This window comes from Pseudoxanthobacter soli DSM 19599 (genome assembly GCF_900148505.1).
Classification (GTDB): Bacteria; Pseudomonadota; Alphaproteobacteria; order Rhizobiales; family Segnochrobactraceae; genus Pseudoxanthobacter; species Pseudoxanthobacter soli.
The window spans coordinates 98011-122656 of the sequence record NZ_FRXO01000009.1; the positions used below are offsets into that span (position 1 = coordinate 98011).

Consider the following 24646-nt stretch of genomic DNA (forward strand, 5'->3'; position numbering starts at 1 on the left):
CCAGACATCCGCCTCAGACCGAGGCGGCTGCCGCGCCAGCCCTCTTCCCCGCGTTCCTCCTCATCTTCTGCTCAGGAGACGATGACCCATGTCCAAATGGATCCAGTTCCTCGCGGCCGGCTGCCTCGCCGCCGCGCTGACCGGCCCGGCCCTCGCCGAGCCGATCACACTCGATGTCCAGTACGCGTGGCCCTCGCACAAGCGGTTCCACGACCCGCTGGCGGAAGCCTTCATGAAGGCGCATCCGGACATCCGCATCCATTATCTGGCGCCGGCGGCGAGCTACACCGACGGCCAGCAGCGGGTGCTGCGCGGCGCGGTCACCGGCAACCTGCCGGATGTCTGGTATTCGGGCTACAGCTATCTCAACGAGCTCGTCCGCACGCTCGAGCCTAGGGGCGAGATCGTCCCCGTGTCCGATTTTCTCGCCAAGGAAAGCCCGGAATGGGTGAAGGAGAACTATTCCGGGCAGACGCTGCAGCTCGGACAGGTTCAGGGCAGGCAGTGGGCGCTTCCCTTCACCGCCTCGACCCCGATCGTCTACTACAACAAGGACCTGCTCGACTCCGTCGGCGCCTCGACGGACGCCCTGCGCTCCTGGGACGGCATCATCGCGACGGCGAAGAAGATCACCGACGGCGGCAAGGCGGACGGCATGTCCTATGCCGCGAACGAATGGGGCGACGACTGGCTCTGGCAGGCGCTGATCCTGAATGCCGGCGGCCGGATGATGAATGCCGACAACACCAAGGTGACGTTCGGCGACGATAGCGGGAAGACCGCGGTCACCCTGCTCCGCCGCTTCGTGAGCGAGACGGCCATGCCCTTCCTCGACGAGGATCAGGCCATCCAGCAATTCGCCTCCGGCAAGCTCGGGATCTTCATCGGGTCCACCGCCGAGGTCCGCGTCATGGGCCAGACCATCGGCGGCAAGTTCCACTTCGGAACCGCTCCCTATCCCCAGCCCGCCAACGCCGAAGGCGGACTGCCGACCGGCGGCAGCGCCGCCGTCATCCTCACCAAGGATGCCGCCAAGCGGCGCGCCGCATGGGAATTCCTGAAATTCGTCACAGGGCCCGAGGGCCAGAAGATCGTCGTGCTCGGCTCCGGCTACATGCCGACCAACTTGCGCACCGCGGAGCCCGACTATCTCGGCTCGTTCTACAAGGACAATCCCGACTGGACGACCAGCCTCAAGCAGTGGCCGATCGCCAAGCCCTGGTTCGGCTATCCCGGCGGCTCCGGCCCGCGCATCTGGGACGAGCAGAAGGTGGAACTGTCCAAGATCATGCGCGGTCAGGTCACGCCGGAGGCAGGTCTCGCCACGCTCGTCGACCTGACCAGCCGCCTGGCGCTTTCCGGGAACTGAGGCACGACCGCGAACGGGAGTATCCCCGTTCGGACCGACCACGATCTCAACGGCCTGGATCGTTTCAAGCCGATGAATCCAGAACGATCTCCCGCCGATCAGATGACTTCATCCGAGCGGCGGGGCGCCTCGAGGCGCGCGGGCCAGAAAGCTTGCGCGCCCGTTCACCAGCAGGAACTCGCCAGCAGGAACGCGCCATCATGGCCAAGATCATCCAGCTTTCGGATCTCCACCTCTGCCCCGAGGGCGAGCGTGTCGTCGGTTTCGATCCGGCGGCCCGGCTCGACACGGTGCTGGACGCCATCAGGCGCGAGCATGGGGATGCCGAGCTCTGTCTCATCAGCGGCGATCTCACCGACCGGGGCGACGAGGCCTCCTATCTCCGGCTGCGCGACCGACTGGCGGACTTTCCGGTTCCCGTCTGCCTGATGCTCGGCAATCACGATCGCCGCGATGCCTTCCGCCGTGTCTTTCCGGCGGCCCACGACGACGGCGGTGGTTTCGTGCAGGCGGCGGTCGATCTCGGCGGGCAGAGGGTGGTGTTCCTCGACACACTGGACGAGGTGTTTCCGAGCGCCGGCCGTCTATGCGCCGAGCGCCTCGCCTGGCTCGACACCACGCTTGCTGCGGCACCGGAGACCCCGACGCTCGTCGCCCTGCATCATCCCGCCTTCGATCTCGGCATGGAATATTTCCGCTTCATGCTCCTCGCCGACGGCGAAGCGCTGGAAGCGCTTCTCGACCGCCACCCCCAGGTCGTGCACCTCGCCTTCGGGCACGTCCACGTGCCGGTGTTCGGGCGGCGGCGCGGACGGTCGTTTTCCGCCGCGCGAGGCACCTGCCATCCGATGCTGCCGCCCTTCACCGGACTGGCGGCAGACTATGTCGACCGCCCGCCGTCCTACGAACTGATCCTGTTCGAGGGCGAGACCGTCATTCTCCACCACATCCAGATCAAGCCGGACGAAGAGCCGGTCGCCCGCGAAGTCGCCGACCTCGACGGCGGCCCCGGCACCCTCTCGATCTTCAGAAACGCGTAAGCGAAGAGCCCGTCGATGCCTTTCTCCCTTCTCATCTGCGATTGCGACGGCGTGCTCGTCGACAGCGAACTTCTGGCGTGCCGCGTCGATGCGGAGGAACTCGCCCGACGCGGGTTCCACGACTATCCGCTCGAAGCCATTCTCACGCGATTTGCCGGGGTCTCGCAGGCGGACTTCACGGCCACCGTCGAGCGGGAGACGGGCCGTGCGCTGGGAGACGATTTCGCCGACGCCGTCGCATTGCGCGTCACCGAGCTACTGCACCTGGAGTTGAAGCCCCTGCCGCACGCCGCCGACGTGCTGTCCTCGCTGGCGCTGGCAAAATGCGTCGCCTCCAGCAGCGCACCGGCGAAGCTCGACCTTGCCCTGACGGTGACGGGCCTGAAGCCCCTGTTCGTGCCCCACATCTTCAGCTCGGTTCTCGTCGAGCGCGGCAAGCCGGCCCCCGACCTCTTCCTGCACGCCGCCCGCGCATTCGACATTCCCGCGGACCGCTGCTGCGTCATCGAAGACAGCGTCGCCGGCGTGCACGCGGCCCGCTCGGCCGGAATGAAGGTGATCGGCTTCACGGGCGGCGCGCATTGCGGCCCGGACCACGCCGGACGGCTTCGCGAGCACGGGGCCAGCGCCACGGTCCACGACTGGTCGGAGGTGCCCGTCACGCTGGAGCGGCTGACCGGCTGACATCGCGCCCGGACGGTCCGGCTGTGCATCGCGCGATCGTGTGAAACGGGAGGGTCGACGGGACCTTCGGTGATGGCACCGTCGCGCCACTCCTGTGGGACCGTCGGAGGCGAAGGCCGGCGCCGAGCCCACGTTATGGAACTGTAGAGCGCTTTCCGATCTGACGGAATCATCAGATCGACAAGAAATCGCTCCAGCTTCAAAAGCTTGAGCATATCCTTTTCGTTCAGATCCTTCGATCTGAACGGGATATGCTCTAAGCGCTTTCCGATCTGATGGACTCATCAGATCGACAAGAAATCGCTCCAGCTTCAAAAGCTTGAGCATATCCTTATCGTTCAGATCGGTTCAATCTGAACGGGATATGCTTTAATGTTCTCTGATCGGCTTCCCGGAAACGGACGGCCTGGATGCGATCCACTCAAGCCCCAAGTGCAGTGACGGACACCCCACAGATCGCGTCCTCCATCCGCCACGGCAAGCCGCCACCGAGCAGGTGCAAGATCGTTTCGACGATGCGGCGAAAGGCCATTTCCGGGCCCCCCTGCAACGGGCGGCGGAGGGAGAAATGGCTTGAGCGCCGCCCCATTCCGCATCGGTCAAATCGCTTGGCAAGGCCTGGCCGGTTCGCGCATGTTGTGCGCGAGTGGTATGTGTCGACATCGTTGATTCAAGGGAATTTCTGGCGAAAACACCTGAATCAGCGGCCGGCAAAGCTGCCACGCTAACCAGCTGATATCACGCGCCTTGATTTCAGATGAGGCACGCAGAGAAGGACGGATTGCATGCGGATGGGATTACTCGCCGCCGGCCTCTTGGGACTGTGCTGGACAGCGCCCCTGGCCGCCGCGCAGACCGTGGCCGTCGGATCGCAATATGACACCACCCACATCTACGTGGCGCCCGGCGATCTCGACCGCTTCGTGGCAAGTTTCCTCGCGACGTTCGGTGGCAAATCAACGCCGCAGGCGATCGTGACCGTGACACCTACGCCGAGCGAGACCTTATCCCAGCTTCTGGTAACCCCCTATGGCCTCGCATCCGTCTTCGGCTACCGAACGCCGATCCCCTATCCCTTCGGAGCCGAGCGCACCGGCTATCTCGTGCGCGATATGGATGAGGCCGTGCAGGCGGCGCGCGCGGCGGGCGCGGAGGTCATCGTGGCGCCGTTCCGTGACCCGATCGGCCGGGACGCCATCATCGTCTGGCCGGGCGGCGTCACCATGCAGCTCTACTGGCATTTCAAGGCGCCGTCCTATCCGCCGCTGACAGAAGCGCCGGAAAACCGGATCTACCTGTCACCCGACGCCGCCGATGCCTTCACCCGCGACTTTCTGCGCTTCGCCGGCGGCCACGTGGTCTCGGACGAGCAGGCAGCGCCTGGCGCCGCCATCGGACGGCCTGACGCAACGTTCCGCCGCATCCGGCTTGCCACCGGCTTCGGGCCGCAGCTGCTGCTGGTGAGCGACGGCCACCTTCCCTATCCTTATGGGCGGGAGACCACCGGCTACGGTGTGCCCAATCTAGCCCAGACGCTCACCCGCGCCCAGGCGTCCGGGGCCACGGTCCTGGTTGCGCCGCATGATGTCGGCACAGGCCAATCCGCGATCATCGCCTTCCCAGGCGGCTATATCGCTGAAATCCACAGCGGGCCGTGACAGGTCATCCGGCGTAATCGGCGTCGCTCACCTTCTCAAGTCAGTGGACAACACGGCCATCCTCGGCCTGCGCGACGGTGAGATGCACGATCGCCGTGGCTGGCGAGGCGCCACGTCAATGCATCTCGCCCGGCGCGAAGAACACGATATCGCCGGGCCGGATCTCCTCGATCGGACCGCCGTCGCGCTGCGCGCAGCCGAGGCCTGAGAGCACGACCAGGGGCTGTCCGCGTGGACGCGTATGCCTGTGGCCGTCCGGGCACCCGGCTCCGATCGTCACGGTAACGCCGGAGAGGCCGACATCGCCCTTAGGATCCCGGCGAGGACAAGTTGCGCGCCGTCTCGATCCCGAATGTCGGCTGTATGGATCACGGCGTGAACCAGGTTGCCTTGACGTGGAAATCCTGCAGGAAACAACTCCCGGTAGCCAAACCTTTGTCGCCGTGACGAGCGGCTGGGCCCACCACCCTCACCGAAGGGAAATTCTTCGTGTGCGGCGCAACATACCCGCGCCCGGCATCTGGCCTCTGCTGCTGAACTATACGGGCCTCGCCCGCCGCGCCAGACGCGGCGCCAACCGGCACAGTCTGTGGAAATAACCCGGAAGTGGGAAGCACCGTTGGAGATCATCATTCCGACGACTGCTGATAGTGCGTAGCCGACCTCGGTCCCTTGTGCGTTTGCGATTTCTAGCGACCCACCTCAACCGGCCGGTCGGCTCACGACCCCATTGTCGCCGTTCGGAGCGCCGCGGTCGCCACCCGAAACCTGCCGTTCGTTCGGTTTCGCCCGAGGTCAAAGCCGGGGCCGGAAGCGGACTGGCCGGACTTGGCTGCCGCTGTGGGGATAGCCGCAATCTCCTGCCAATCCCCTAGATTCCATTCGATCGCGCAATGGACACTCGGGAGCGGACACATTCGATGCCACCAAAGTTGAGTGGTAGCGGAGACCTTTGACTGCGTCCCGTGGCCATAAGCGGCCCAGGGTGTTGCACGTGTGGCTCCCGCGTCCTCGTCGCGACCGTTACGCTGGCAGCAGACCCGCCTCGTGATCACTTCGATCAGTTCGTCTCGCATGGAATTGTCCGAAGGGCTGCGGGCCATGAGCTGGGCGTCGGCGACGGCCGCGAGTATGGCGCGGGCACGTCGCTCGCACACGGTTGCTTCACGGTCGCTCGCCGCCGACAGCACCTTTGCCATGCCACGTCGATCTTGGCGAAGTTTTATACCTCCTGCTTCACCGGATCCGGCAGGTCGCCTCATCGTATACAGGGGCGAGGTGAGCGCCCCCGCAACGCAGCAACGCGTGCGATCGCCCGCTAAGCGCCGTCGATCGCGGTTCCGGCGATCATCACGCCGCCACCGGGTGCTTCGTCGACGGGTGACGACGAGTACATGATGGAAGGGAATTGAGCGCCTTTGCCGCTTTCCCTCGGCATGACGGCCATATCGAGCCGACCTCTTCGTTCAGCGCGCACTCCCATTGCAACGGCGATTGCATTTGACAGAATACTTGTTAAAAGAGGTTAGCTGAACAACTGCTTTTGCCATGACCCTTCCATCCGAGAGCACCCGCCTGTGGTTTGTCCGCCTGCGCGAGAGCGGCGCGGCGATCGGGCTGTTCTGGGCGAGCTGGGGCGGGATCGGGCTGCTGCTGCCGCGCGAGATCGATCCGGGCGCCTGCGAGGCGGCGGAACTGGCAGTGATGGCAGGGGTCCTGTTTCCCGACACGCCGAAGCTACACGAGGCGGCGACGGCCGGCTGGGGAGATCATCGCATCCGCTTGACCGAAGGCGTCGCAGAACTCCTGTTCGACAATGGCGCATCAGGGCTGGACGATCTTCTCTTCGAGCGGCTCTACACGCCGCCTGATCTCGCTGCCCTCGCTGCTGGCCTCAGCGACGATGAGTTGCTCGGGCAGTGGCGCGAGATCGAGGGGTTCGGCTCTGCCAGCCCGTCGCTGGAAGAACACGCAATTCGAGCCGAAGTCGAGCGGCGCGGCTACCTCGGCAAGGAGGGGTAAGGACCGGCCATGGTGATCAAGGACAATCTCGGTGCGTTTCTCCGTCTCGTCGTCGTCCTCGCTTTGATCGGCTGGTTTTGGGGCGCTCATCGGCAAGCGAGCGAGCGAAGCTGCATCGAGCTCAGTGACCAGAACTCAAGCTTTGTCGGCGGCATTGTCGAGTCCATCACACGTGGCTGGGACTGGCCCATTCACTGGCTGAACGGGACAACGCCGGAGCGCATCCCATGCAAGGGGGGTGGGCAATATGTCGAGTAGAGGCTGAGTCCAATGTCCCGGCAATCATTCGTCTCAGTCGAGAATCATCGCCGCCAGCAGACGCTGGAAGGGGAGCGGCGGAGATAACGGATTATCGGGAAAGAGCGCCGAGAGGATGGTGTCGGGAGCCGCTGACTGCCGGATTGCAGCGCCCGCCAGCAACCCGACCGCGAGCTGCTCCGTGGGCAGGCGCAACGCCGTCGCCGTAGCAATGACGTCTGAATGACGGGCAGCCGCGCGCACCGCCAAGGCCGCGTCCTCGGGTAGATGCGCGGCGTCGCCGGACCGGAGGGCCAGCGCACCATCCCTCGACCAGACGACAAGCGGCGCCGTGGCCCAAAGGCCCTGTCCAAGTTCGGCAAGGCTGGGATTGCGGGATTTCCGCCGCAGCGAATGCCGCAGCCAGTTCGCGAGCCGCGCCATCCACGGCGCCTTGGCGGCGGGTCGCCCGAAGCGCGACCGATAGCGTCCGGCTCGACCGGGTCTGATCGAACCCGGTTCTTCGAGGATCTCGGGCCCCGGCGTCTCCTGCCATTCCGGCACGGTCTGCAAGACGGGCGGGGACGCCGGCAAAGGGGGCGGCTCGGTCAATGCACTGCGCCCGTCGAACAGCGCCACCTTGCGCATCACCGGCAGCACGCCGTTCGCCTCGCCGGCAGGGCCGATAAAGACGAGGCTGGTCTCCGCCGTCAGCAGATTGGCTTCGACCGAGAGCGCGCGAATGGCGGCGCGATCGATCGGCTTGGGGCCGGCGAGGATCTCGGCGATCCGCCTCCTCGCGTCGAGGGCAGCGGCGGCAGCGCGGTCTTCCGCCGAGCGCGGCCGTGCCGATGTTGCATCGGGCGCGCTGGTGACGCGAAGCGCCAGCGGCGCGCCGTCGATCGGGAAAGCACGACCGATCGGCAGGAAAGTGGCGTCGACGCTGATCTCGATCCCATCGTCGGTCCAGACGGTCAGCGTCATCGCATCGGCGGTGCCGGTCAGACGTGGCGTCTGATGGTCGGGCAGCCGCGACGTCAATCGATCGGCATCTGCTGCGGGACGCAGCAGTAGATGGGTCGTTCCAGCGGCAAGATCGACTACACTGTCGATCTCGATGGCGCCCTCTTCGCCCGGCGCGATCCCAGCGACCGAAAACACTCGCCAGCCCTGCTTCGCTTCTTCGAGCAGAAGCGCACGCTGCCCTTCGACGGTGGCGCCGTCATAGGCCGTCTCGCCGCTGCGATGGGCGCGCGCTCTCCCCGACCAGCGCTCGCCACCAATCGTTACGGCGGCACCGAAAACAACCTCGCCGTCGAGGGCGGGCGGGAGCGTCAGCACGGCCTCCAGCCGCTCCGTCTCGCGATTGACGAGAACGCGCGTGGCCCGGAGCCGGGCCGAGCCGGGCGTAACATAGAGTTCCAGATCGGTGCGCGTCAGAAGCAGCGGCGCCGGTGCAGCCGGAGCGGGTCGCAAGAAAGGCTGAAGCGGGTCGATGAGCGGTTCCGTCATTGAAGGCCTGTCCTCACCCCGTATCGAGAGGGAATCATCACGTCGCCGACCTCTTCGCCCGCTTGGCGGCTTCAGGTCCCGGCTTGCCCAACACCTCGCGAAGCCGCGCAGCGGCCCGCTCCACGAGCGGCTCGACATCGACATCGCTACCGATGAGATCGGTCGCCACAACGAGCGTGATGCCGTCGGCGACAGGGATGGGCGTCCCCTCGCGCGCGTCCAGCAGGATGCGGATGGCGGCATTGGGAAAGCCGAGCGCCTTCAGCCGCTGGAACCGCCTGATGGCGCGGACATGCTTGTCGTCATAGCTCGCATAGGTGCGGCCGCCATCGGGGGCCGGCACGAAGCCCTCCGCAATCAGGAAGCGGATTTGCCGGACGGTGGCCTCAGTCGTGGCGGCGAGCTCGTCGATCTTCATGCAGGTCTTTTAACACAGTCCTTGTCGATACGGAACGCCCTGCGTCCGCACCCAGGCATCCGATGAAGCGAGAGGCGTGTTGCTTTCGACAAGATATGTGTTAAAAGAAGTCATCGGGCATCGCTTTGGGCAGGCCATCCAAGGAGGTCATTCCATGTCGAAGATTGCATTGCTCGCGCTCGCTGTTGCCGCCGCCCTTGGCGGTTTGGTTCTGACTGCGACGACCGGGAAGGCGCAGGATGCGCGCTGCGCGGTCACCTGCAACGGGACCGACAACGCCTGCTATCGCGCCTGCACGGGCCAGTGAAACGATGGCGGCCGGGCATTACCCGGCCGCCCGCGATCCGCTTCACAAATCGCTCCGAGGTCCGACATGGCTCGACACCTGCGCAGATCCCTTCTCCTGACACTGGCGGTCCTGATGGCGGGCAGCGCAGGAGCAGCCAGGGCAGACGATGCCGAGAACAGCCGCATCGCGGACAAGATCGTCGCCTGCATCAATGCGAAGCGCGATGCGGCGCCCGACGCCGAGCTCCGCTGCGACCACCTGACAGACGTTGCAGCGCCGGCGGAAACGGGCGATGCGTCTTCGGCGCCAGCCGCTGAACCTCCGTCGCCAGCTGCCGACGCGGCCGTCGACAACCTTTTCCAGAGCCTCGAATGCCTGAAGGAAAAGGGCGAGGACGCGCAGCTCGCCTGCATGGAGCGGCTGAAGGCTGACAAGGCCAAGGCCGAGTCGGGTTCTTCTGACGCTGCGCCAGAGCTTTCCGCCGATCCGGCCTGCTGGTCCGACAGCGTGTCGCTCGCGGACAAGCGCAGCCGCCACTGCTTCACCGCCGAGGTGAAGACGGGGCCGGGATCGGATCTCGCAACGCTCGACCACCTCGTCGGGCTGCGGGTCACCTGCTGCGATGGCCTCACGCCGCGCTTCTCGGAGGCCATGCTTCCCGATGACGCGCCGGAGGGCCTCGTCAAACGCTGGACGGCGCTGATGCCGGACCGCTCGATCTTCATGATCGACGGCTATGACAGCGCAGCGGCCGCCCAGCAGGCGGCGAGTTTTGCGAGCGCCCTTGGCCACGGGTCCGAGGTTCTGGCGCTGGTGGAGCGCTATCAGAAGGCTGCGGCGGCGATGGGCGATCATGCGCCGCCGGCGCGGGCCGATATCGACCCCGGCGTCATTGTCACGGTCGAGGCCGGCTCCCTGCCGATTCCCGGCGATCGGGGCAAGATCAAGCTCTACACGCGCTGCTTCTCGATGGCGGTGAAGCGGACCTATGTGCTCTGCAATGCCTATCTGCCCGGCACGCACGCTGTCGCGACCTATCTCCGTCGAACGAAGTCGGTCGATGACGCGGTCACGTCGCCACCAATACAGCTTCTCGATGCCCTCCTCGCCGAGCGCATCGTGCAGGGCAACTTGCCGGCATCGCCTCCGCCCTGATCGTTCAGGGATAGCTGTGGTCGAGAGGCTTTGCGGTCTGCTTGAACCAGGCCTGCATCGTCTTGCGCAGCTTCGGATCCAGCTTCTCCATCAGTCCGTCCAGAATCCCGCGGAAGTGCTCCTCGTTCGGATCGCCTGAGGGCGTGATGACCCAAGCAGCGAAGGCTAAGACCGCCGCATCGGCGTCGGAATAACCCGAACCCCGCCCGGCGCTGAGCACGGAATCGGCAAAGGCCGCCATGGCGATCGGGCTGCCGCGTATGGTCGCCTTGATCATGAAGTCGCTGCGATCTTCGGTGCTGAAGACAAGCTCGGGATCTGGAAACTGGCGCACGCCCAAGGCCAGCAGTACCGTCGGATCGCCGTCCTCGGCGCGGACTGTCAGCGTCTCGATATCCTGAGCGCGCTCCGCACCCGCTTCCGCCGGCGTCGTCGCGCTCAGGCGATTGACGATGGTGCTGGTAACCTCCGGCAACGCGTTCGGATCGACGCCAGCGTCCTTGATCTCCGCACCAACTGGCCGAGGCTGATCACATTCACGGACGATGCCGAAGCCGATGTGCTCGCCGAAATGGCTTACGCGTCCCCGCCCCCATCAAGGAGACAGCTTCCGATGCTCATTTGGGTCCTGCTTATCGCGTGGATCGTAGCCGTTGTGTCCCTTGTGCGCTTCTTTCCAAAGGCAACCGAGGCACGGCGACGTCTAGCTGGCCTGTCATTCATGATCGTACCGTGGGGTCTCGCGATTCTCTCGGGCCCCTTCGTGATCAACCATCATGGGGTCGGCGCGGACGTCCGCGCATGGATGATGACCGGCCAGTACGCGGCCTTGGTGCTTTCTTTCGTTGTTGCTGCGGTTGGCATAGTTTGGGCGCGAGGCGCGAGGCGATACGCATCGGCGATCGGCGTCGCGAATATCATCCTGGTCTTCCTGTTGGTCTCCGTCAGCGTCACGATCATTGACCCGGGCTCGTGAGCAGCGCTCAGGGAGGAGTTAGGGCCCAGCGCCGCCCTTTCATAGCAGCCGGCGCCAGTCAGCCCGCGCAACGCCGACCCGAAGCGCAGAGCGCCCTTAAGCGTGCTGACGAGTAGGGTCGGAGCCAAGTGGGTCGTCGGAGCTGAATGGAGGCACAGGGAGCCCGACCGCCGGCGGGTCGGTTCGAGATTTCCGAATGCCGTTCAGACCGCAATGTTCCTGGTCTTCGATCTCAAATGGGCGGGGGTGACGTCGCACGCCTCGGTCGGCTTTGTCTGGACCGGGTTCGGCTCGCTTCTCAGTTCAGCTCGCATTGCGCCAAGCTTGCCATGCTTCAGCGAGCGCCGGGTGAAGCGTCCTTCCATCTTCGGCCCTGGCGACGGCGGGCAGGCGCAGGGGGGCGGACTGACCAATATCGATTGTCAACGCGTGCTCGCCGGCGACCGGTGGCTCGATGCGCCGAACCTCCGGCCAGGCGACCCGGCGGCTGCGGCCTTTGAGATCGCCGAACAGATCGCCTGCCGCATTCGGCAGGGAGGTGGCGGTGAAGCCATCCGCCTCGATCGTCGCGACCGGCCAGGAGATTTCCTTGCCACGCGCCTGCCACCCACTGATGGCGGCGAAGACGATCACCAAGGCGAAAACGGCGATAAGGACGCTCCAGGCGAGCAGTCCGAGAAACGCCGTGAGATCCAAATCAGCACCATTTACCGAAGCGGCCGTAGCGGCCAGCAGCAGGGCAAAGCCGGCAGCGCCAGCGAGCATCGCACCACCGCCAAACGAACGCCAGATCGGCGGCGCCGTTCTGATGACCGGAACAAAGAACGTCCCGACGGCTCCCTGGGTCGCCGATGAAAGGCCAGCGAGATAGCGTTCGCGAGCAGCGACAAGAGCGGCACGAGCAAGCTCGCCGGAATCGGCACGAGACTTCTCGGGAATTTCGTAGACGGTCTTTTGAATGCCGTCCTTCTCCGCCACGGTAACGGGAAACAGGCCCGTCTCCCTCGGAGAGCCAATGGCAGTGACGTCCCGCCAGCGAACAAAACGGCGTCGGCGCTGTCCCCCTAGCGGCGGGGACCCGGCATAGGGATAGGGATCAATGAGAATTCCACCGGGCATGATGACAAGTGGAGTGATCCGCCGTGCGGCGGCATCAGCATTGCGCCCGGCCCGCCAAGCGTTGAAATGCATTGTGGTGAAGCCAAGGCCGGCCGCGAGCCCAATCACGCCTCCCACCCCGCCAAAGAACATCGGGATGGCGTCCGACAACGTGAACGGCCTGGTCACGATCTGCAGCAGGCAGAGAATTGCGCCCACAAGGGCGCAGATGCCGAGGACAGAAAACACGCCGATCGGGCTGCGAAAGGTCTTGCCTTCGACGCTGAAAGCAACGCTGGGCTCGTCCATGTAATCCCCCAGTTTGTTAGGCGCGGGACGAACGCCGCGCGCCTTGGCTTCGAGATTATTCTGTGATCAGCCCTGCCCGCAATGCAGGACCGACGGTCGTTCGAAGGGCAATTGCTGGGGCTTCGCCGGCTCAACCTGACGGGAGCTCGGCGCAGGCCGGCCGTCTCAGCCTTGCGTAACGCCCCAACCCCGCCAGCAGCGGCATCTCGTCGACGCTGCTCGACCAATTGCCATCCTTGAGCATCAGCGTTACCGCATAGACCGGCCCGCCCGTTTGCCAAGAGCTCCAAGCGCCCTCGGTTCCGTCGCTGCCGACGGAGATCTGACGCACCGCGGCGGCGCTGTAGGTCATGGTCACGCGCCAGCTGATACCGTTTCGACGGTCGATATCGGTCGTGGTCTCGCGTCCGTCGAGGCGGATATCGGCATAGGCGATGTAGATCGTGTGCCCCTGGGCAATTCCAGTAGCGGCCGGTCCCAATGTCTCGGTGAACCCGGCCCGCTGCGGCGCTGTGACGTCGATGGCGGCGACATGATCTTTGCCGCACTTGACCCGGAACCTCTCGAAGAGCGCGTTGGCCTGGTTCTGGGCTTCGAGGCGCGGCGACGGCGCGCTCTGCGCCCATGTTAACACGACCGGAAGGATGCTCAGCGCCACGACGGCTGTCGCGAAAATGCGGATGCGAGAGAGCATGGAAAGACGCCTCCTGCAGCTTGCGATGGCTCAACCGACGAGTCTGGCGAGATATTTGTTCCAGAAGGCGAGCAGCGGACCCGTCAGGTTGAGCCGCTGCAGCGCCGCGCAATCGAACCGGCCGAGCAAGGCCGCCGTGTCGGCAGCGCCGTTGTCGAGCTCACCCAGAACCATGACCTGCACCGCAGCATCGAGCTCGTCATCCGCGTTCTGCGTCCGGTAGGAACTCTCGAGCTGTTCCAGCTGGGCGCTCTGCTCGGCCGAGAGGACGGTGCAGGCCTGGTCGAGGCTGCGCGTCATGCCAATGGCGTAGGCGATGTTGCTCCGCTGGAAGATCTCCGGCTTGCCGACGATCTCGTCCTCCATCTTTCCGCTGGTGATGGCGACGATCATCTCGCGGTTCTTGACGACGATCTTCTGCTGGCTCTCCTGCGCCTGCGCGCCGGTCGAGGCGAGCAGGATGAAGGCGGCGAAAGCGAGATACTTCTTCATGGCTCAGTCTCCGTTCCCTCGGGTGATCCGATGGACGGAAACCTAGCCGCGGCTCGGCCCACGCGGTATTGCGCGGGCTTGCCTCGCCTTGCCGAGGGATGCGGACGCTCAGTCCGGCTCTTGCCACCGCTTACCGCGAATCTCGGTCAAGAAGGGTTTGGGCGCGGGTTCCAAACGGCCGTTGCGCGCTGCATAGGGGACGCCGGGCTCAATACCCCCCTGGCCGACCACGGCGTGCACCCATCGGTTCTCTGACTTGTCCCAGGCGACCAACAGCGCCCGATCATGGCCGCTGACCCGTCCCTTTTGCGCGACAACGACCGAGGATGCGCCGCCATGTGCGTCGCCAGTTGCCCGGCAGATCGCAACGCCGCTATTTCCAGTGCGGGCCCTCCCGACATTCATGGCGATAGCGACGCCGCGCCCGCCGCTGATCGCGGAAGACCCGACCCCTCGCGCAATGGCGATGCCGCCGAGGCCAGCAACAGCCTGTCCTCCTTGGGATTCTTCCCCTCCTCCGATCCGGGCCGGGAGGTTCAAGGCAATTCCTTGGCCTCCCGCAAGCGCCAGGCCCTGCTCACATATTGCGAGACCACGACTTCCGGCCCGCGCGACGCCCAGGCCGGCGACCCAGGCCACACCACGTTCGCCGGCATGAGCCTCGCCGTCACAGATCGCGACCCCTTCGTTTCCGGCCACCGCGAGTGAGGGAGAGCACCCGCGGTTCGGGTCGCCGCGCAGGACGGCGTGAGGAGCAACAGGAAAAGGGATCTCCTCTCCCAACTCGGGCAAGACAACCGACCTCTCCCCCCAGGTTCCCATGGCCGGAACGGGGTCGCGCCGCGACGACACGCGGGCGACACCCCCATGCCCGGCGACCGCAACATGCCCGTCCAGCACGGATGCGGCGCCGAAAGCCCGCAACGCCGCGACAGCACCCCGCAACGTGCCCCGATAGAGCGCCGACCCGTTCCGGAAACCAATCTGCTCGCCGCCACCGGGATGGGGCTCATGTTCGCCCTCGACCCGGACCAGACAGCACAGCGCTCCATCGGTGAGCGCAAGCTCACCTCGTCCCCAGGGCGCTCCGAACCACCATTGGCCATCCTTTCGGCCTGCCGCCAGATCTTCCGCAGGAATATTGGCGCAGAGAACGACGATGTCGTCTTCTCGCACCGGCTCTCGCAGGATTTGCGCTTGCGGATCATGGCTGCGGGCGGCAGCCCACCACTCCACGCCAATGTCGAATGTCGGCGGAGGTGGCATCGAGCTTGCACTTCGCGGCTCCAGGCGTTCGCTTTCCCAGATGTTGCCTGGCCCCATCATCCCATCAATCTGCCGGAACTGGCCATTCGCATAGCGATAAAGTCCGGGCTCGACGTTGCCTGACAAGGAAGAGAATACCGTAAACTCGGGCTCGTCCGAATCCTCCCGGAAGATCAGCGTCGCCTGCTTGCCCAGATGGATGACGGCTTTGGGCCCCAAGGCCGTTGCGATCATGAGGGCGTCTTCGCCGATCTCCAGATTCTCCGCGGCATACTGCGCCACCCCGATCCCCCCAAGTTGGACCTCAAGGAAGCGACAACCGTGCGTCGAAACCGCGATTCCCCCGCTCACATTTCCTCCGGTCCCACCTAAAATGGCGGCGCCGCCATGCCCCGCGACGACGGTGCTGAAGGGGCTGAAAGAAGTCGCGATCGCCACACCCCCATCTCCAGCCCGCGCCGTGCCGCCCCCCTCGACAATCGAGAGGCCCTCTACGCCGGAAAGCGCCGTACCCCGCACCCCAGCAATTGCCACACCGGCGATGTCCAGGCCGGAGAGATCTGCATAGCGTTGAGACGGTTCCGGGTCCGGCATCCCCGCTTCGGCGAGGCCGCAGAAACCGGCACGGGCAAGGCCTTCATGACCCGCGGTCGCGGTACCGAAATCTCCGGCCAGGGCGACGCCAGAGCGGTCCTGTATTGCCGACAGTGGCGTCTTCAGGGACGCATCGTTCTCTCCTGCCGCAAAAACACTCAGCGCCGCCATGCGCGCGCCGCGAAACAGCACAAAGCCCGAACCGAAACTCAACAGGCCGGGGATCGCTGCCCCATCCATGTCGACGGTCGGTTCGCACGGATCCTCGGCATCGAGTTCGACCACGGCCCACACCGGGTAGTCGAGGTGAGCCATCGCGTGTGGTCCGCTGAGGTCAAGCAGGCCTGTGAAGCGAAGCGGTGTCTTGAACGTGCCATCCATACTGTAGGACCATTGGATCCTCTCGAAACGTCCGTATGCCGGGAGTGCCAGATCATCGTCCTGACGGGCGCCGCAGAGCACCCGGCAGGGACCTTTACGAGAGCTTTTCATCAGATCCGACTCCAATTTTGTCCCCATTTGAGCCGCCGGCGCGATACGCCGCCAGGCGTTCACGGAGACGCCCGGCGATGCTGGTCCAGTAATCTTGCCCGTCCCAGAAAACGAGACGGCCGCGTTCGTGAATCGGGCTCTTCAGCTCGACGACGAAGAAGAGCTTGCCCTCCAAGGCTGGCAGATCCATCGAGCGCAGCTCCTGGATCTGCGCCCACGGCACCTGAACCGTGGTATCCCCCTCAAGATAGCCGACCCCCTGATCCGTCAATTCGCGGATCACAACCAGCTCCTGGCCTATTCTCCGCAACGGCATCTCGTTTCGGAGATCGACGATAGCCTCGCCCAGCATGGTGACCGGGAACACGGTGATGAGGAACGTCGCGAACGTGCCCATCAGGATCTGAAAGGAGGCCTGGTATTCGTCCCACCACGGCAGTGTGCCGAGCCTCGCCCACCATTGGCGGATCGCCGGGAAGCCCTCTTCGGGCACGTATACGAAAATGACGTAGATCGCGAAGACCGTGCCGAGGGCGCCGAGAGCGAGGAAGATCGCGATCTTCAGCGGATTAGTGGGTTGCTTGAGCGATCCTCCGAAAACATCCTTGAAGGTCTCGCGGCCTTCCGCCGTTGTTGGTCCCGTCATCGTGAAATCCCCATCATCATGCAGCCGCCGCTACAGATCTGACGCGCATGCTTTCCCCGCACGCGGTTCCCTTGCAAAAACATGGAGCAGCGAGGCCTGCATGGCGCGTGCCGCCTTGGTTTCAGCGCCCATCGCGATCAGGCGCGCTGCCTCTTCCCCGCCGCCCCGCCGAGCGCTCTTCAGCTCTGCCGACCTGACCTCGCCGAAGCCGTTGTGGCGCAGCGCGTCCAGCGCCCAAGCGAGCGTCGAGCGCATCCGCGCGTCCTGGTTCGGCGTGAAGCAGTGCCAGGCCGACTGCAAAGCAAGGCCCAGCGCCGCATGGTGAACCAGCGGAATCAGCGCATCGAGCTGTGCCGATAGCGGCGCTGCCGGACGCCGTGGATGGACGATCAGCGCCCCACCGCGCTGACAGCAAGATATCTCTTCCGCCTTGGCGGAGGGCAGCAGCGGCAGCATCAGCAGCGGCAACAGAGAACGGCGTGTCGGCATGGCGATCCTTGAATTACGTCAGGCAGGGACACTCTGCTCCGGCATCGATGGGCCGCGCCATTGCTTCGGCTTGCCGTCGATTGCCTCCTCTGGCGGTTGGTCCGTGCCGCAACCGGCCTCAACGAGCCGCAATAGGCGCCGCGGGGAAGGACGTGGCATCGTTTGTCGGTATCGAACGACGCTACCAGGCGGAAACAGAGGGGAAGCCACCCATGATCACCTCGGACATGATCTTCAAGCTCGCTATCGTCGCCGCCGTCGTGGGTGCGGTCGTATGGTTGCGCGAGCCGCCTGCACGTCCGAAAGCGCAGATCGGCCTGAGCGGTCCCGTCGTCGATATCCTGAAGGAACACCGGGCGACGACGGGCTCGACACCTGCCGGATCGTCGATCCCGGAATAGATCGAGACCACGCCCACCACGAGTTCGCATAACCTGAACGACCGCATTTTCCGGCAGACCCGCATAACGGCGCCGTCCGTGGCCAGAGGAACGGCCAGCGACCCGTTACCCGGCCTCATGCTTGAATCACTGCCCGGCTCCCAACAAGGGAGCGGGATCGATCCATTTCCCGTTCCACCACAGGGCAAACGTGAATGGCGACGAGGTCGTCCGGCCCAGACTTGCGCCTGCCGCGACGCAGCGCCCTGTTCGGACACGGATCTGCGACAGCGGCCCATATCGCAGCTCGCTCCCGTCGCGCTGCCGAACCCAGACGAACTGCCCGATCTGCGGTTGCGTTTCGAGAAGCGCCACCCGGCCGCCCCTCACCGTTCTGACCAAACTCCCGCTGTTTGTGCGGAATACAATGCTCCTTTGGAAGACCGCACTGCCCATGACGGGATGCAGGCGAAATCCGAAAGCGTGCTCGATCGCAGCCTCCACCGGAGGCCGCCGGGCCAGACTTTCCGGGCACTCCGACGCGCGCAACAGGACGGTCTGCGCGAGCCATGCGCCCAGCACGGCAGTCAGGAGGAGAAGCGGCCTCACGGCCCAGCTCTCTCGAACGGGTGGAGCTCCATTTCTACCGGCTCGTCGTCGCCGGGCACCGTCTGAAGACATGCCACCGGCTTCCGTCCGGCGCTGCTCGCGCAGAGCAGGCTGTGGTTCGGCGCGGCATTGGTGCAGGCGCCGAAATCGATCTCGACCAGAGTGGGGCCGTTGCTCGTGCGGTAGGTCACCTTGGCGCAGGCGGCGACATCACCATAGAACTGGCTTTCGCGAACCTCGCCGTAACCGTCCCGGCCGAGGCAGATGACTTCGGTCGCGTTGCTGCGTTCGGGCGTCTCTCCCTTGGGCAGGACCATCCAGCAGCCGCCGGCGGCGAGGGACGTGCCGGGCTCGGCGACGGCATGCAAGCTGGGAACCAAAAGGGTCGAAGCCGTGAGTAAGACATAGACCGAACAATGTCGCATCGAGCGTTCCTTCTGCATTGACGGGCCGATCGCACGTGGGCCATCACAGCCATGCGGAAGAGGTCGCGACAATTGCCGCGTGTTGCGCGCGCTTGCGTCGGCATGCGCCGCGTTCAGGGCGAGCAGAACGCTTCCTTGAGAATGCAGACACCCTTGTCATCCTGCTCGCATTTCGCCAGCGCGGCACTGCGGGCGGCGGCGAGCGAGGGACGCCAATACGTCCACCAGTCGCCGTCGTCCGTGGTGACGAGCGCGGCGCACGCGTTGGAAAACCAGAGCCTCACTTGGCAGCCCGGAAGCCCCCCTTCCATGCAAAACCGCATGGCCACGGCCTCGGCATCGGCGCGGGATTCGTAGCCGTAGGACTGTCCCCATCGTAGGGCGCCGTTGTCGTCACTTTCGGAGATCGCGATGGCTCCATATCCGCCGCTGGAACGACTTGGTCCACCGCCCGGCGCAACGCTGCCTCCTGGGGGAGAGAGTCCATCATTCGATCCGGCGCAGGACCTGTAGCAATCGTTGTAGATGCCGTTGCACATCATCGAGCATTCATTGTTCTGAGCTACGGCCGGAAAAGACAGCAGAAACGCCGCGACAACAGCAGTAGATGCGAGATGGAACCGGGCGATGATAGACATCGCGGATACCTCCATGTGAAAAACAGACCGACCGGACGCGAGCATGAGGCAGTATCGAACCGAGCGGGAGACCGTCAGGGCGAGAAAAACTCCGCCGCGGCATCAACGATCTGCCGATCCGGATGCGCCCGGCAATAAGCGATGATTTCGGCGGCGATGCCGTCCGGGCCCGTGAAGCGTTTATGACGCTCTCCGGCAGCCGATTGGACACGGCCGGTCAGATAGCCGAGACTCCATTGCAGCGCGGCGCTGCCGTCCGCCAGACGTGCCTTTGAGGGTGAATCCAGCACACGGCAAGACAGTCCGCCCGCTCCGGTCAGACGCGGTTCCGCGCCATGGGCCGCAGTGGTTGCGCAAAGGAGGCACAACACCAATCCGGCTCGCGCGATCAATCGGTTGGGTCGCTCGGAGAGGGCTTTGAGATCGGGCATCGGGCACCTGCGTCGTTCAAGCGGGAAGCGAGACGCCTCTTTCACACGTCGAGGCGACGGCGCGCCATTGCGCGCCATTGCCGGAAGTTGGCGAGAGGCGGCGCCCTCTATGGCGCTTCGCCGGCCGATCCGATGCGCCTCGCCGGCGGCAGCTGTGCGAGGATGAGGCGGCGCAATTCGTCTCGGGGAAGCGCATCGGCCTCCTCGCGCCACTCCCCGCCGATGAAGAGGACAGGGGATGTTCGCAGTCCCGTGGCCGCCGTGAGATCGTTGCGCTGGCGCTGCAGAGCCGCCCGTGCCGCGCCGTTGCTCAGGCAGGCGGCGAGATCGATAGAACCCTGTCCCTCCCGCTTCAGCAGTTCGGCGAAGACACGCGCCCTGTCTGCGCCGTCGGTGACGTCGCGCCATTCAGGCGCGGCGGCGACGAGTTTGCGGAACAAGCCGAGCCGCCCGTCCGGCGCCACGCACACCGTAAGCAGCGCAGCCTCGATATCCGCCTCGCTTCCGGGATTCCTGAGCGGAACGAGAGCGAGGCGCGCATCGCCGCTGGCCAGGAACGGCTCGACGATTTGCAGGAGGGCCTCAAGGCCGCACTCCCCGCAAGCCGGTGGCAGCGCGAGGGTCAGCAGCAATGGCGCGTCCGGGCGGCCGGCTGCGATGGCAATCGAGGGATCGAGCACCTGCCTTAATGCTTCCTCCATCGCGATCCGATCGAGTTCGCCGCGCGCATCGAGTCCGATCTGCGGTTCCGGCGTCGCTCGCGCCAGCTCGCGCAGCAGGGCTTCGGCTCGTTTCGGATCACGCGTGGCGATATCCCCATAGAGATAGATCTGCGCCAGCGCGAGCCCGCCGCGGAGATCCTTCGCGACCTCCGGCTGCTCAAGCAGCTTGATGGCCTCCTGCAGCTCTGGCGCGACCGGGGGGTGGTCGTCCGTGCCAGCTCTCCCGTTTGCGAGAAGAAGGCCCAGACGCAGGATGGCTGCCGGCTGCCCGGCTTTCGCGGCCGCGCGCAACAGCGCGAGCGCGCGCTCCGGGTCTTGCCCTTCCGCCAGATAATAATCCGCGAGATCGAGCGTCGCGGGCTCGAAGCCGGCCTTTGCCGCGGCCGTGGCGAGGGCGAGCGTTTCGGGTCCGATGCGGCCATCGCGCCCAATGCGCTGCCGAGCCTGCCAATAGCGGCCGGCGGCATCATCGCGACCAGCAAGTAGGCCGATAAGCCGATCGCGTTCGCCCGGCTCAAGCCGATAGGCCGGGTCGCTCTCGGCACGAGACAGCAGGAGCGAAACCGCGGGGGGGTATCCCGCTGCAACCGACTTCAGAAGCCACGCGCGTTCCCGCTCGGGCGAGAACAGGACAGGCGAGACCCCCTGACCACCGAAATTCTGCGCTGCGTAGTAAGCGACCTCGCCGCTACTATCCCCGGCAGCCGCCTGACGAAGAGCGGCCTCGACCTCGTCCAGCGCCTCGGGCGGCACGCCGTCGATGCCACCGCTGCGCAGGCTAGCCTCGACGACCGGTGCGAGAACGGCCGCGACCAGGACGCCGTTCTCCGCCGCCTTTCGCATGGCCGCAGCGACCGCCGCGGGCCCGGTCTGCGCGGTGTAGATCGAGCTCGCGATCAGGAAAGGGGCGATGGCGCCGAGCGGAAGGTCGGTCCGCGCCGCCCGCTCGGCAAGGAGATAAGCCTCGCCCAGCCGGGCTTCTCGCGCCGGCCCATCCATTCCATAGGCGTCCCGCGCTGCCAAGCCGGCGGAGAGCAGCACCGCCTTGGGATCGCCTTCCCGGAGGCCCGCCGCGACACGCTCGCTTGATCCGGCGTGCGAGGCGAGTTTCTCGATCAGCTCTCTGGGAACCGACTGGCACCAGTCCCGGCGCGTCAGGCCGTAGGCATCGGCCGGCCCATCCCAGGGCTCGCCGCAGGTAAGGTCGTAAGCGGCGGAGTCGAGAAGTCCGGCACGCAGCAGCAGCGTCGTGCGCGTTTCCGGATAGGCGGTCCACCACAAAGCTGCTGCTGCGATGACGCCAAGCGCGGCAAGGCTGGCTGCGGCGCGTCGCACGGCCTGCCGACGAGAAAGCCGGAAGGGTGGCCGCCGGCTCCAGTCGCGGAGCCGCTGCTCGTCCGCCTCCGTCAGCGCAAGCGGCGGCATGAAGCCTTCGCGATAGACCGAGACCGTCTGCTCGCCTTTCGTCCAGAGGCCCACCTTGGTGGCGACATCGTCGATCATGTCTTGAAGGCGGCGGCCCGGGACGAGCAGCCCCGGCAATTCCTCGGACAGCGCGAGCGCGAAGGGGCTGTGATCACCCCACCCGTCGGCAGCACGCGCCTGAGCCGCCGTCGAGAAGACGAGTTGCGAGGGGCGCGGCAGCCTGGCGCGCGCGAGCCCTGCAGTGACGCCCGTGGCCCCTGCGGCTGTATCCGCGACGACCTCATCACGGCAGGCGTCGACCGCGACGATGGTAGCGCGACGCGGACAGCGGGCGAGTTGCGCCACGGCGACATCGAGCGGCAGCGACCTGGTCGCGAGATAATGCGGTGCTGGAATGCGGGCATCGACCGGCAGCAGGAAATTGCTGCCCTCGTGCTGTACGCCATGTCCCGCGAAATAGAGCAGCGCAATCGCATCCGCGCCGGCAGCATCGAGCTGTTCGCCGAAAGCGATGATCGCGTCCTGCATCGTCGCCAGCGTGGCGTTCTCGACGCGTCGCACGGAGAAGCCCATCCCTTCGAGCGTCCAGCCCAGCAGACGCACGTCGCGCACCGGATTGGCGAGCGCAGCCGACGCATAGGCGGCATTGCCGATCAGGAGCGCGAAGCGCTGCTCCACGCCTGAGCCGGAAGGCAGCTTAATCTCAGGAGCGGCGACAGCCGAAGGCGGTGCGATATCCGTTTCTGCGGCGCTAGCTGCTGTATTGCCAGCGTCTCCTGATAGATCGAACCAGCGGCTGCGCATCTCCGAGGCTCCGTCAGAGAGTGACGATGTACTCGGCGCTCAGAACCGTCACGGCGCCCGAGTCACGCCGCTGCAGGCGGCGCAGATTAGTCAAGAAGCGCGCCGTTTCATCTTCGTCGAGCGCCCCCGGCTCTGCTGCCGCCCCTCTCGGATCGAGCAGTTTGCGACCATCCGCGTCCCAAAGTAGCACCGTGGTCGCCAGGAACCTTCCAGGAGCGGGCTGCACGGGCGCCGCTTCGGGCATCAGCAGCAGCTGTCCTTCAACCAGGCGCGGGAGAGACGGTGACGGCAGCCACAAGATCGTGTCTCGCCAGTTCATCTGCCAGCATCTGAAACCGACAGGGCGCGTGTCACGCGCAAGCAATGTATAGGCCATGGCTGGCTCGTGATCGATGCCCCGTACGGCAATCCGGCCTTTGTGCCGACCAGCTTCGAAGACGATAGGCCCGTCGCCGCCAGACGGCAGAAAGCCGTCGAAACTGCGGTTCCCAGCGAACTTCTCGATCACGAGGCGGACCGGTCCTTGCGGATTAGCGCCGGGCGCGAGTTCGCCGAGCAGCGCATCTTGCGCGCGGTCGAGCGTTTCGTCGTCCTCTATCCGCGCGGCCGACTGGATGCGCCGGATGAATTCGTAGAGCGGCAGCGTGAAATCGGACGGCACAAGCGGTTCGGTCAAACCAGATAGCCCGCGCGCGCCCAGACTGACCTCAAGCCGTTTGTTGACGATCGCGGCGAGTTCCGTCGCGGTATCGAGGGAGAAGCCATAATCGCCGTAGAGAAGCTTGGAAAACTTCGGCGCGCTGCTTTCCCAATTTCCCTCCCCGAATAGCCGGAAGGCGATCTCAGACTCGGGCAGCGGCATGCCAACGAGTTCCCGAAACGCGCGCCATTTTAGGTACAGACCCGGAGTCGTCGCCATGACGTTTGACCATTCACGATGGGGTTCAGCTTCACCATGATGCTGTGTCGCAGTGGCGAAGACAATTGTCGTGGGCAACGCCTAGCGAAACGTCTACCATCTGCCGTCCCTATGATGGCAGGTGGGCAAAGCGGATGTGGTCAGACTCCAGTTAAGGCGCTGGTGTTGCGCCAGAAGCAGCCCTCGCTGAGCGCATACCAGAACGTCCGGCATGGGGCCGGTAGCGGCCTTTCCGCTATTGGGGGCTTCAAACGAGAAGCGGACATATCGCCGATGAATGTCCGAGACCGAAGTGACCCATATCTGAGATTCGCGAGGTCTGCTAATGGGTTGGTCCGGCTGCTTCCTTCCGCGGGATAGTCTGCAAGGACTGGCCCGCGCCCCGCAGGAAAAGCCCCCTTGGACGCAGACACAGATACCGCTATTCCGGTCCTGACCTCCGTTGGAATCGACATAGCCAAGGACGTTTTTCACATTGTATGTTCCGGTCCCGACAGCAAGATTGCGTTCCGCCGCAAGATAAAACGGCTTGCGCTGGCGGAGACTTTTCGGAAGCTGCCGCCATGCATCGTAGGGATGGAGGCCTGCCTCAGCGCACATTTCGTCAGCCTTACCCCTAAGGGCGCAGGGACACGAGCCACGGATCATGACGGCTATCCACGTGAAGCCCTTCATAAAAAGGGGCAGAAGAACGATTACAATGACACCGAGGCTATCGCCGAAGCGGCGTTGCGCCCCAACCTGCACCTGGTCCGCGAGAACAACCCAAGATCAGGTCAATCTCCAGGCCTGGCGCCGCGTCCGTGGCTTTCCCTGAACCACTTAGCACCGTTTGGGAAAAGTCTGCATTCTG

Annotated in this window: 25 protein-coding genes and 3 pseudogenes; 11 read left to right on the forward strand and 17 right to left on the reverse strand. The window is 65.2% G+C overall.

Going from position 1 to position 24646, the window contains the following annotated elements; translation table 11 throughout:
* Positions 1–88: 88 nt before the first annotated feature.
* The 3 genes from BUF17_RS18200 (at position 89) to BUF17_RS18210 (ending at position 3093) form a co-directional block, all read left to right on the forward strand.
* The gene (locus BUF17_RS18200) at positions 89–1369 is read left to right on the forward strand and encodes an ABC transporter substrate-binding protein (protein WP_073631366.1); all 1281 of its coding nucleotides are present in this window, start codon (positions 89–91) and stop codon (positions 1367–1369) included.
* 200 nt (positions 1370–1569) lie between these two features.
* The gene (locus tag BUF17_RS18205) at positions 1570–2409 is read left to right on the forward strand and encodes a phosphodiesterase (RefSeq protein WP_073631368.1); all 840 of its coding nucleotides are present in this window, start codon (positions 1570–1572) and stop codon (positions 2407–2409) included.
* Positions 2410–2424: 15 nt separating this feature from the next.
* A complete protein-coding gene (locus tag BUF17_RS18210) occupies positions 2425–3093 on the forward strand; it encodes an HAD family hydrolase (RefSeq protein WP_073631370.1) in 669 nt (222 codons plus the stop codon).
* 466 nt (positions 3094–3559) lie between these two features.
* On the opposite strand, the pseudogene BUF17_RS23320 reads toward BUF17_RS18210, so the two are convergent.
* Positions 3560–3756 (reverse strand): annotated as a pseudogene (locus BUF17_RS23320) (transposase); the annotation flags it as partial.
* A 128-nt stretch (positions 3757–3884) separates the two neighbouring features.
* Here BUF17_RS23320 and BUF17_RS18215 point away from each other — a divergent pair.
* Positions 3885–4751 carry a VOC family protein gene (locus BUF17_RS18215; RefSeq protein WP_244530947.1) on the forward strand — a complete coding sequence of 289 codons (867 nt, stop codon included), beginning with the start codon at positions 3885–3887 and terminating at the stop codon, positions 4749–4751.
* Positions 4752–5060: 309 nt separating this feature from the next.
* Here BUF17_RS18215 and BUF17_RS22700 read toward each other — a convergent pair.
* Positions 5061–5144: pseudogene (locus BUF17_RS22700) on the reverse strand (IS5/IS1182 family transposase); the annotation flags it as partial.
* Between the two features lie 1155 nt (positions 5145–6299).
* Here BUF17_RS22700 and BUF17_RS18220 point away from each other — a divergent pair.
* Entirely contained in the window at positions 6300–6773 is a 474-nt protein-coding gene (locus BUF17_RS18220) for a hypothetical protein (RefSeq protein WP_073631373.1), read from the forward strand.
* Between the two features lie 9 nt (positions 6774–6782).
* Entirely contained in the window at positions 6783–7031 is a 249-nt protein-coding gene (locus BUF17_RS18225; protein ID WP_073631375.1) for a hypothetical protein, read from the forward strand.
* 33 nt (positions 7032–7064) lie between these two features.
* Here the strand turns inward: BUF17_RS18225 and BUF17_RS18230 are convergent, their stop codons facing one another.
* Together BUF17_RS18230 and BUF17_RS18235 are read right to left on the reverse strand one after the other, a co-directional pair.
* Positions 7065–8522 (reverse strand): VIT domain-containing protein, encoded by a 1458-nt coding sequence (locus BUF17_RS18230; RefSeq protein WP_073631377.1) that lies wholly within the window; start codon positions 8520–8522, stop codon positions 7065–7067.
* Between the two features lie 37 nt (positions 8523–8559).
* Complete coding sequence (locus tag BUF17_RS18235) at positions 8560–8940, reverse strand: helix-turn-helix domain-containing protein (protein ID WP_073631379.1); 381 nt, start codon at positions 8938–8940, stop codon at positions 8560–8562.
* Positions 8941–9094: 154 nt separating this feature from the next.
* Between BUF17_RS18235 and BUF17_RS23020 the strand changes: the two genes are divergently transcribed.
* Entirely contained in the window at positions 9095–9247 is a 153-nt protein-coding gene (locus BUF17_RS23020; RefSeq protein ID WP_175563743.1) for a hypothetical protein, read from the forward strand.
* A gap of 66 nt (positions 9248–9313) precedes the next feature.
* Positions 9314–10384 (forward strand): hypothetical protein, encoded by a 1071-nt coding sequence (locus BUF17_RS18240; protein WP_139282587.1) that lies wholly within the window; start codon positions 9314–9316, stop codon positions 10382–10384.
* A gap of 4 nt (positions 10385–10388) precedes the next feature.
* Here BUF17_RS18240 and BUF17_RS18245 read toward each other — a convergent pair whose 3' ends face one another.
* Entirely contained in the window at positions 10389–10859 is a 471-nt protein-coding gene (locus BUF17_RS18245; RefSeq protein ID WP_073631382.1) for a hypothetical protein, read from the reverse strand.
* Between the two features lie 138 nt (positions 10860–10997).
* Here BUF17_RS18245 and BUF17_RS18250 point away from each other — a divergent pair, with 138 nt between their 5' ends.
* Positions 10998–11360, forward strand: coding sequence for a hypothetical protein (locus tag BUF17_RS18250; protein WP_073631384.1), 363 nt, complete (start codon positions 10998–11000; stop codon positions 11358–11360).
* Positions 11361–11663: 303 nt separating this feature from the next.
* On the opposite strand, the gene BUF17_RS18255 is transcribed toward BUF17_RS18250, so the two are convergent.
* The 6 genes from BUF17_RS18255 to BUF17_RS18280 form a co-directional block, all read right to left on the reverse strand.
* On the reverse strand, positions 11664–12767 hold the full coding sequence (locus tag BUF17_RS18255) for a hypothetical protein (RefSeq protein ID WP_073631386.1): 1104 nt from the start codon (positions 12765–12767) through the stop codon (positions 11664–11666).
* Positions 12768–12897: 130 nt separating this feature from the next.
* Entirely contained in the window at positions 12898–13461 is a 564-nt protein-coding gene (locus tag BUF17_RS18260) for a hypothetical protein (RefSeq protein ID WP_073631388.1), read from the reverse strand.
* Between the two features lie 30 nt (positions 13462–13491).
* The gene (locus tag BUF17_RS18265; protein WP_073631390.1) at positions 13492–13953 is read right to left on the reverse strand and encodes a hypothetical protein; all 462 of its coding nucleotides are present in this window, start codon (positions 13951–13953) and stop codon (positions 13492–13494) included.
* A 108-nt stretch (positions 13954–14061) separates the two neighbouring features.
* On the reverse strand, positions 14062–16305 hold the full coding sequence (locus BUF17_RS18270) for a hypothetical protein (protein WP_139282588.1): 2244 nt from the start codon (positions 16303–16305) through the stop codon (positions 14062–14064).
* Complete coding sequence (locus BUF17_RS18275; protein WP_073631394.1) at positions 16289–16951, reverse strand: hypothetical protein; 663 nt, start codon at positions 16949–16951, stop codon at positions 16289–16291. Before BUF17_RS18275 ends, BUF17_RS18270 begins: the two co-directional genes overlap by 17 nt.
* A 30-nt stretch (positions 16952–16981) precedes the next feature.
* Positions 16982–17440, reverse strand: coding sequence for a hypothetical protein (locus BUF17_RS18280; RefSeq protein WP_073631395.1), 459 nt, complete (start codon positions 17438–17440; stop codon positions 16982–16984).
* A 152-nt stretch (positions 17441–17592) separates the two neighbouring features.
* Between BUF17_RS18280 and BUF17_RS18285 the strand changes: the two genes are divergently transcribed.
* The gene (locus BUF17_RS18285; RefSeq protein ID WP_139282589.1) at positions 17593–17841 is read left to right on the forward strand and encodes a hypothetical protein; all 249 of its coding nucleotides are present in this window, start codon (positions 17593–17595) and stop codon (positions 17839–17841) included.
* A gap of 126 nt (positions 17842–17967) precedes the next feature.
* Here BUF17_RS18285 and BUF17_RS18290 read toward each other — a convergent pair whose 3' ends face one another.
* The 6 genes from BUF17_RS18290 to BUF17_RS18315 form a co-directional block, all read right to left on the reverse strand.
* Positions 17968–18429 carry a M23 family metallopeptidase gene (locus BUF17_RS18290; RefSeq protein ID WP_073631399.1) on the reverse strand — a complete coding sequence of 154 codons (462 nt, stop codon included), beginning with the start codon at positions 18427–18429 and terminating at the stop codon, positions 17968–17970.
* Positions 18426–18872 (reverse strand): hypothetical protein, encoded by a 447-nt coding sequence (locus BUF17_RS18295; RefSeq protein ID WP_073631401.1) that lies wholly within the window; start codon positions 18870–18872, stop codon positions 18426–18428. Before BUF17_RS18295 ends, BUF17_RS18290 begins: the two co-directional genes overlap by 4 nt.
* 95 nt (positions 18873–18967) lie before the next feature.
* Positions 18968–19492, reverse strand: a complete 525-nt coding sequence (locus tag BUF17_RS18300; RefSeq protein ID WP_175563744.1) for a DUF4189 domain-containing protein — start codon at positions 19490–19492, stop codon at positions 18968–18970.
* A gap of 74 nt (positions 19493–19566) precedes the next feature.
* Positions 19567–19923 (reverse strand): hypothetical protein, encoded by a 357-nt coding sequence (locus tag BUF17_RS22705; protein ID WP_139282590.1) that lies wholly within the window; start codon positions 19921–19923, stop codon positions 19567–19569.
* Positions 19924–20030: 107 nt separating this feature from the next.
* Positions 20031–22874, reverse strand: a complete 2844-nt coding sequence (locus BUF17_RS18310) for a caspase family protein (protein ID WP_084564892.1) — start codon at positions 22872–22874, stop codon at positions 20031–20033.
* 13 nt (positions 22875–22887) lie between these two features.
* Positions 22888–23736, reverse strand: a complete 849-nt coding sequence (locus BUF17_RS18315) for a hypothetical protein (protein WP_073631409.1) — start codon at positions 23734–23736, stop codon at positions 22888–22890.
* Positions 23737–24216: 480 nt separating this feature from the next.
* On the opposite strand from BUF17_RS18315, the pseudogene BUF17_RS22710 reads away from it, so the two are divergent.
* A pseudogene (locus BUF17_RS22710) lies at positions 24217–24598 on the forward strand (IS110 family transposase); the annotation flags it as partial.
* Between the last annotated feature and the right edge of the window lie 48 nt (positions 24599–24646).

Bases quoted from the DNA above. Each gene is read 5' to 3' on its own strand.
- BUF17_RS18280 (WP_073631395.1), bottom strand. From the start codon at position 17,440: ATGCCGACACGCCGTTCTCTGTTGCCGCTGCTGATGCTGCCGCTGCTG.
- BUF17_RS18255 (WP_073631386.1), bottom strand. From the start codon at position 12,767: ATGGACGAGCCCAGCGTTGCTTTCAGCGTCGAAGGCAAGACCTTTCGC.
- BUF17_RS18230 (WP_073631377.1), bottom strand. From the start codon at position 8,522: ATGACGGAACCGCTCATCGACCCGCTTCAGCCTTTCTTGCGACCCGCT.
- BUF17_RS18310 (WP_084564892.1), bottom strand. From the start codon at position 22,874: ATGCGCAGCCGCTGGTTCGATCTATCAGGAGACGCTGGCAATACAGCA.
- BUF17_RS18215 (WP_244530947.1), top strand. From the start codon at position 3,885: ATGGGATTACTCGCCGCCGGCCTCTTGGGACTGTGCTGGACAGCGCCC.
- BUF17_RS18205 (WP_073631368.1), top strand. From the start codon at position 1,570: ATGGCCAAGATCATCCAGCTTTCGGATCTCCACCTCTGCCCCGAGGGC.
- BUF17_RS18235 (WP_073631379.1), bottom strand. From the start codon at position 8,940: ATGAAGATCGACGAGCTCGCCGCCACGACTGAGGCCACCGTCCGGCAA.
- BUF17_RS18275 (WP_073631394.1), bottom strand. From the start codon at position 16,951: ATGACGGGACCAACAACGGCGGAAGGCCGCGAGACCTTCAAGGATGTT.
- BUF17_RS18270 (WP_139282588.1), bottom strand. From the start codon at position 16,305: ATGAAAAGCTCTCGTAAAGGTCCCTGCCGGGTGCTCTGCGGCGCCCGT.
- BUF17_RS18240 (WP_139282587.1), top strand. From the start codon at position 9,314: ATGGCTCGACACCTGCGCAGATCCCTTCTCCTGACACTGGCGGTCCTG.
- BUF17_RS18260 (WP_073631388.1), bottom strand. From the start codon at position 13,461: ATGCTCTCTCGCATCCGCATTTTCGCGACAGCCGTCGTGGCGCTGAGC.
- BUF17_RS18250 (WP_073631384.1), top strand. From the start codon at position 10,998: ATGCTCATTTGGGTCCTGCTTATCGCGTGGATCGTAGCCGTTGTGTCC.
- BUF17_RS18295 (WP_073631401.1), bottom strand. From the start codon at position 18,872: ATGCAGAAGGAACGCTCGATGCGACATTGTTCGGTCTATGTCTTACTC.
- BUF17_RS18315 (WP_073631409.1), bottom strand. From the start codon at position 23,736: ATGCCGCTGCCCGAGTCTGAGATCGCCTTCCGGCTATTCGGGGAGGGA.
- BUF17_RS18220 (WP_073631373.1), top strand. From the start codon at position 6,300: ATGACCCTTCCATCCGAGAGCACCCGCCTGTGGTTTGTCCGCCTGCGC.
- BUF17_RS18225 (WP_073631375.1), top strand. From the start codon at position 6,783: ATGGTGATCAAGGACAATCTCGGTGCGTTTCTCCGTCTCGTCGTCGTC.
- BUF17_RS18210 (WP_073631370.1), top strand. From the start codon at position 2,425: ATGCCTTTCTCCCTTCTCATCTGCGATTGCGACGGCGTGCTCGTCGAC.
- BUF17_RS18265 (WP_073631390.1), bottom strand. From the start codon at position 13,953: ATGAAGAAGTATCTCGCTTTCGCCGCCTTCATCCTGCTCGCCTCGACC.
- BUF17_RS18200 (WP_073631366.1), top strand. From the start codon at position 89: ATGTCCAAATGGATCCAGTTCCTCGCGGCCGGCTGCCTCGCCGCCGCG.
- BUF17_RS23020 (WP_175563743.1), top strand. From the start codon at position 9,095: ATGTCGAAGATTGCATTGCTCGCGCTCGCTGTTGCCGCCGCCCTTGGC.
- BUF17_RS22705 (WP_139282590.1), bottom strand. From the start codon at position 19,923: ATGCCCGATCTCAAAGCCCTCTCCGAGCGACCCAACCGATTGATCGCG.
- BUF17_RS18300 (WP_175563744.1), bottom strand. From the start codon at position 19,492: ATGTCTATCATCGCCCGGTTCCATCTCGCATCTACTGCTGTTGTCGCG.